The organism is Streptomyces sp. NPDC029044, assembly GCF_040637495.1.
In the GTDB taxonomy this organism is placed as follows: domain Bacteria; phylum Actinomycetota; class Actinomycetes; order Streptomycetales; family Streptomycetaceae; genus Streptomyces.
Genome location: NZ_JBEZWN010000132.1, coordinates 1 through 6235 on the forward strand (window position 1 = coordinate 1; position 6235 = coordinate 6235).

5 protein-coding genes and 1 pseudogene are annotated in these 6235 nt (G+C 72.6%); 3 read left to right on the forward strand and 3 right to left on the reverse strand.

Translation table 11 applies throughout. From position 1 onward, the window contains the following. Positions 1–95 (forward strand): annotated as a pseudogene (locus AB0E85_RS39540) (fructosamine kinase); the annotation flags it as partial. 3 nt (positions 96–98) lie between these two features. Here AB0E85_RS39540 and AB0E85_RS39545 read toward each other — a convergent pair. Together AB0E85_RS39545 and AB0E85_RS39550 are read right to left on the reverse strand one after the other, a co-directional pair. Next, positions 99–1757: a catalase gene (locus tag AB0E85_RS39545; protein ID WP_361937601.1), complete on the reverse strand. Its 1659-nt coding sequence runs from the start codon at positions 1755–1757 to the stop codon at positions 99–101. A gap of 182 nt (positions 1758–1939) precedes the next feature. Then, positions 1940–3337, reverse strand: a complete 1398-nt coding sequence (locus AB0E85_RS39550; protein ID WP_361937602.1) for a hypothetical protein — start codon at positions 3335–3337, stop codon at positions 1940–1942. A 95-nt stretch (positions 3338–3432) separates the two neighbouring features. On the opposite strand from AB0E85_RS39550, the gene AB0E85_RS39555 reads away from it, so the two are divergent. Then, entirely contained in the window at positions 3433–4047 is a 615-nt protein-coding gene (locus AB0E85_RS39555) for a hypothetical protein (RefSeq protein ID WP_361937603.1), read from the forward strand. Positions 4048–4179: 132 nt separating this feature from the next. Here the strand turns inward: AB0E85_RS39555 and AB0E85_RS39560 are convergent, their stop codons facing one another. Next, positions 4180–4416 (reverse strand): hypothetical protein, encoded by a 237-nt coding sequence (locus tag AB0E85_RS39560; RefSeq protein WP_031139576.1) that lies wholly within the window; start codon positions 4414–4416, stop codon positions 4180–4182. Positions 4417–4747: 331 nt separating this feature from the next. On the opposite strand from AB0E85_RS39560, the gene AB0E85_RS39565 reads away from it, so the two are divergent. Then, positions 4748–6235: ATP-binding protein (locus tag AB0E85_RS39565; RefSeq protein ID WP_361937604.1), on the forward strand; the 1488-nt coding region annotated here is incomplete at its 3' end.

A 6235-nucleotide genomic window follows, 5' to 3' on the forward strand; every position in this document is an offset into this window, starting at 1 on the left:
ACCAGCTGTTCCCACTGCTGGTGCACGCCGTGCTGTTCGGCCGGGGATACGCGGAGCAGGCCCTCTCGGTGGCCCGTTCGGCCCTGGAGGGGTGACTGTCAGCGGGTCACGACGTGCCGTTCGTCGGGGACGCAGTGGGTCATCGTGAGGCCCTCCACGTCGCGCGGCTCGTTCTTGCCGAGGTTGGCGAGGCGTTCGCGGTCGTCGTCCGTGAGGTCCTGGCTCGCCAGCGGCTCCAGTCCGGCCACGTCCTCCGGGCCGATGCCCAGTCCTTCGCCGACCCGCAGGCCGAGGTCGTTCTCGACGAGCAGGAAGTGCCAGACCATGCGTTCCTGGACCGCCCGGTCGCACTGGGACAGTTGACCGATGAAGTTCTTCACCAGGTCGTCGCGCTCCCAGTCCTCCAGCAGCAGATAGCGCTGCCCGGCCTGGAGGTAGTCGTTGGTGCGGGGGATGCGCTTGCGGGTGAGCCGGCCGGTGATCTCCGGGCCCTGCTCGTCGTGGGTCGGGTAGCGGGCCTCGCGCAGGCCACCGGTGATCGACGGCTCGTAGTTGACCTGCGGGTTCTCACCCCCGCCGTCCACGTGGTAGGTCATCTGGCCGTCGCGCTGGTTGGTGCGCACGTCCGCGTTCTTGGCCTGGTTGACGGGCAGTTGCAGGTAGTTCGCGCCGACCCGGTAGCGCTGGGTGTCGCTGTAGGAGAAGGTCCGGCCGATGAGCATCTTGTCGTCGGAGAAGTCCAGGCCGTCGACGAGGACGCCGGTGCCGAAGGAGATCTGCTCGTTCTCGGCGAAGAAGTCCCGCGGCATCCGGTCCAGGACCATCCGGCCCACCGGCTTCGGCGGGAAGTCCTGCTCGGGCCAGGTCTTGGTGTCGTCCAGGGGATCGAAGTCGAGCTCCGGGTGGTCGTGGTCGTCCATCATCTGGACGAGCAGCTCCCACTCCGGGTGGTCACCTCGGGCGACCGCCTCGTACAGGTCCTTGGTGGCGTGGCCGAGGGTGTCGGCCTGGACGTTGGCCGCGTCCTCCTCGGTCATGCTGCGCACGCCCTGCTTGGGCATCCAGTGGTACTTGACCAGCTTGGTGTCGCCGTCCGCGTTCACCCACTTGTACGTGTTGACGCCGAAGCCCTGCATGTGGCGGTAGTCGGCGGGGATGCCGCGCGGGCTGAACAGGTTGACCAGCATGTGCATCGCCTCGGGCGTCTGCGACATGAAGTCGAAGATGCGGCCCGGCTGCTGTTCGAAGGTCACCGGGTCCGGCTTGAGGGCGTGGATGACGTCCGGGAACTTGATGGCGTCGCGGATGAAGAAGACACCCAGGTTGTTGCCGACCAGGTCCCAGTTGCCGTCCTCGGTGTAGAACTTGACGGCGAAACCACGCGGGTCGCGGGCGGCTTCGGAGGAGTCGCGGCCGCCGATGACGGTGGAGAAGCGGACGGCGACATCCGTGCGCTTGCCGCGCTCCTGGAACAGTTTGGCCCGGGTGTAGCCGCTGATGGGCTCGTCGCCCCAGGTGCCGTAGGCCTCGAAGTGGCCGTAGGCGGTGACGCCGCGGGCGTGCACGACGCGCTCGGGGATGCGCTCCCGGTCGAAGTGGCTGATCTTCTCCAGGAGCTGGTAGTTCTCCAGCGTGGCGGGGCCGCGGGCGCCGACGGTGCGCTGGTTCTGGTTGTCGTAGACCGGATGGCCCTGGCGGTTGGTGAGTACCTTGCGGTCGTCGCCCGGAGCGGGGCCGGTACCGGATACGTCCGTCATGTGCGTGGGCTCCTTCGGCTCGTGACCGGCGGCCGGCCGGGCCGGTGCCGTGAGCAACCGCCCGGCCGGTCCTGGCGGGACGGGCCGGGTACCCGGAGCAGCGGGGTCACTCACGTCCGGGTGACCGGGCGGGCCGTTCCCGGCAGAGGGACCCCAGTTCCGCGAGGAGGGCGGGCCAGTTCTCACCGTGGGTGACGACGGCCGCGTACACCGCGTCCACGGCCGCCCGGAGCGGGTCGGGTTCGGCGGCGCCGGTCACGGCGGGGAGGGCCGCGTGCGGTTGCGAGATGCGCAGGGACGGATCCGGCGGGCCGAAGCCGACGAGCAGGCCGTACCGGCCGGGATCCAGGGCCGGGCGGGCTCGACAGCACTGCGGCTGCGGGATCCGGGGCCGGCGGCGGGCTCGACTGGCCCGCGCCCTCGGGAGCCGGGGCCGGGGGCAGGCTCGACTGGCCCGCGCCCTCGGAAGCCGGGGCCGGGGGCAGGCTCGACTGGCCCGCGCCCTCGGAAGCCGGGGCCGGCGGCGGGCTCGACAGCCGGGCGACGGCCCTCGCAGGGCCCACCACCAGCGTTGCCGCCTCCTGGGGCGACGGCGCGACCGTGCCCGGCGCCGACGATGAGTCCTGGGAGGACGGCCGTTCGGGCGGGATCGCCCGGCCGACGGTCCGGTCCGGGCAGGCCGGGTCGGAGGCGAGGGCGTGCCACATGCGGGTGTCGTCGTCGAAGGGCGGAGGCAGCGGGCGGCCTTCGTCCAGTTCCGCGAGCGCCTCGGTCACCCAGTCGAGGGCGGTGAGCCCGGCCGCCTCGCAGGCCCGGCGGGCTGCCAGCAGGGCAACGGCGCGCTGGGTGGCGGGCCCCGCGGCGTCGAGGGCGTGCAGCAGGCCGGGGTCGAAGTCGCGCAGCCCCGAGACGTTGCCGCCGACGGCGCGCAGAGCATCGCTGGGCAGGCGCCCGCCCCACAGCCGACGTTCGCGGTCGAGCCTGCGCTCCCGTTCCGCCGTCTCCTGCGCGATGCGGGCCCGGCGTTCGGCTTCGGCCCGCTCGGCGGGGGTGGGCGGGGGCGGCAGGTCACGGGCGTAGCCGTGCCAGTGGGCGGCGGTGCGCGACGTCTCCTTCACGACACGGGCCGGTTCGGGCGCCGCGGGCCAGAACTGCAGGAGGTAGCAGTCCAGTTGCGGCACGTCGTCCCCGCGGGTGTCCGCCGCGCGGGCCCGGTCCATGCCCGTGGCGCAGTAGCGCACCCGGTAGTCGGTCTCGTCGAGCCCCAGGTCCCAGGAGTCCTCCCCCGCCCACTCCATGAGCACGCTGTCCGCCGAGACCGGGCGGAAGGACACCTCGACCACGTCCTCCCAGGATTCGTCCAGCGGTGGGGCGTGGTCGTGCACCTCGACCGTGAAGCCGACCTCGCCGGTGTGCAGGCCGGTGCTCAGCCAGAGGGCTCCCGCCGTCGCCGCCCCGCACAGCCCCGCGCTCTGCCCGGCGAACGCCTCGGCCAGATCCGGTCCGTAGCCGTCCGGGTCGCTCTCGACGTAGATCTGCCCGTAGTGCACATGGACCTCTCCCTCGACCGGCCTGCGCACAGTCAACTCCTCTCGCCCGGGGATGCGATGGTGAACTGCCGGCATCGTGGCAGCCGCCACCGACAACCGGGCCGGGCCACAGGAGAGGGAGAAGCGTGCGGCACGTCTACTGGATCGGGGGCGGGAGCGGCGCGGGCAAGTCCACGATGGCCCGCCGGCTGGCCCGTCGGCACGGCTGGCGTCTCTACGCGACCGACGACGTGATGGCGGATCACGCGCGGCGGTCCACCGCCACGGAAGCGCCCCTCCTGCACACGTTCATGGCCATGGACATGGACGAGCGATGGGTCCACCGGTCCCCCCGGACCATGCTCGACACGTTCCACTGGTTCCGGGGCGAGGCGTTCGGTCTGATCGTCGAGGATGTCGCACGGATGCCCCGGGAGACGCCTGTCGTAGTCGAAGGGTTCCGCCTGCTGCCGCACCTGGTGGAGCCGCTGCTCACCGCGCCCGGACATGCCGTCTGGCTGCTGCCCACGCCGGACTTCCGCCGGGCCGCCTTCGAGAGCCGTGCCGCGTCCGAGGCGAGATTCACGCAGCGCACCTGTGATCCGCTGCGGGCGGAGCACAACCTCGCCGTCCGGGACGCCCTGTTCACCGAGCGGCTGCACGAGGAGACCGCGCGCCTGGGGCTGCCCGCCGTCACAGTCGACGGCACGCTGACGGAGGACGAACTCGCCGAGCAGGTCAGCGATATTCTCCGGCTCTGAGACTCTCCGGCCACGGGGGCTGGGGCTCTGCGGCCCTGCGGCTCTGCGGCCCTGCGGCTCTGCGGCTCTGCGGCTCTGACAGGAGGAAAGCCCGGACCCCCGCGGGGTCCGGGCCCTCGGGGCCGGTGAGCCTCAGCCTCCGTCGAGGCGTGCGCGCAGCAGCCCCTTGCCCAGTTCGGCGCCCTTGCGGCTGTCCGCCTGGGCCTTGCGGAACAGGTCCGCGACCTCGGTGTCCTTGGCGCGTTCCGCATCCTGGATGTAGCTCTCCAGGCGCAGGGCGTTGTTCAGGCACGCCTCGACATACCAGATCAGGTTGTAGTCCTTGTCCTGCGTACCGGTCACACCGCCGGTCTCCGATCCACTGCTCATGCGGGCCTCCTTCTCGCGGAGCGGACCTCTTCAGGCGCCGGACGGGTACCCCTCCTCCTGGCGGGCACACAGCCGGGTCCGGTCACGGTGAGTGACGGCCGGGTCGCGGTCGCGGGCTCCGGACGGTCAGACCCGTACGCACCACCAACTCCCCTCCCCTGTGCGGCAATTCAGACAGTTGCCCCGGAAGCCCACAGACACCGGTCACTTTCGGAACGAAGTGGCGTGACACCGTGCGAGACCGGTCGATGACGGTGTGTACTGTGCTGCGGGTGGCTCGCCAGAGCACCTCGGACCCGACCCTGCCCGACTCCCTCCTGGAATCGACTCGATGATCGAAGTACCGGACCTGGCTGTCGGCGCCCTCGCCCTCGGCACCCTGTCCGCGTTCGCCCTCGGCGGCGGCCTGCTCCGCTCACGGCGGCAACTGGCCGCGCAGCGCGCCAAGACAGCCGCACTGAGGGCCCAACTCGACGGGACGTCGCGGGCGTTCACGTCCGAAGTCGAGCACCTTGCGGCCCGGCGGGTGCCCGCCGCGGCCCGGCAGGCCGCACATTCCCACGTCACGGAGCCCGGCCCGCTGAACCCGCAGCTGGCCGGTTCGCCGCTGGGTGCCGCCCTGGAGCAGGTCCTGAAGGGGCTGCACGCCGAGCTGGCCGCGCAGCGCACCCGGATCGACGCGGCCGCGCAGGCCGGGATGCGCGGGGCCACCCGGGAGATCCAGGCGGCGCTGTACCGGTTGCAGGACGCCCTGCGCCAACTACAGCAGCGCTACGACGACCCCGAGCTGGCGCAGACCCTGTTCGAGCTGGACCACGAGAACGAGCAGTCGCTGCGGCGCGCGCAGATCGCCGCAGTGGTGTGCGGGGCCTGGGTGGGGCTCGCCCGGGAGGAATCCCATCTGGTGGACGCGGTGACGGGTGGTCAGGCCCGGCTCGCGGGCTACCGGCGCGTCCGGGTCAGCAATCACCTCGCGGCCGGTACGGCCCTGGTGTCGCACGCCGTCGAGCCGGTCGCCATCATCGTCGCCGAGCTCCTCGACAACGCGCTGCGGCACTCCGCGCCCGACACGGAGGTCGTGGTCAATCTGGAGGCGGTCCACCACGGGGTGTGCGTCACCGTGGACGACGCCGGCCTGGGCATGACGCAGGACGAGCGCGCCCGGGCCCAGCGGATGGTCGCCGGTTCCGACCCGATCCTGCTGACCGAGCTCGGCGACCCGCCGCGCATGGGACTGGCGGCCGTCGGCCAGCTGACCCGGCAGTTCGATCTGAGCGTGGACCTGACCTCGCCGTCGCCGTACGGCGGAGTGCGGGCGGTGCTGCGGGTCGGCAGTCATCTGCTGACCCGGATCGACCCCGAGGAACTGCCTCCGGCGGTCAGCGCCCCGCGTTCGACCCGGAGGGCGGCCGTGCCGGACGCGGGGAGCGATTCCCGGGGGTCCCGCGCGTCCCACCTCCCGGGCCCTGGCCCGTCCGACCCGCACCCCACCCCACCCTCGGGCCCCTCCGACCCGCACCCCACCCCGCGATCCGGCCTGTCCGACCAGCACCCCGTGCCAAGCCCCGCCCCCGTACCGGACCCGACGCCCCGGCCCGTCCCGGCCGCACCGGCCGTCTCGCCGCACGCGCCCGGTTCCGCCCCGGACGACGCCTCAGACGGCTCCGAGGCCTCCGACGGCTCTCAAGGCTCCGACGGACCGGCCGGACCGGCCGGCTCCGAACCGGCCAAGGCGGCGCGCAGGCCCGGACCGCCTTCCCCCGCCACCAGCCACGATCACGGCTACGGCGAGGAGCAGGGCGCCGACGCCGCGGCCCCC

Excerpts from the sequence above, each read along its gene's own strand:
- AB0E85_RS39545 (WP_361937601.1), bottom strand. The coding sequence starts at position 1,757 with ATGACGGACGTATCCGGTACCGGCCCCGCTCCGGGCGACGACCGCAAG.
- AB0E85_RS39560 (WP_031139576.1), bottom strand. The coding sequence starts at position 4,416 with ATGAGCAGTGGATCGGAGACCGGCGGTGTGACCGGTACGCAGGACAAG.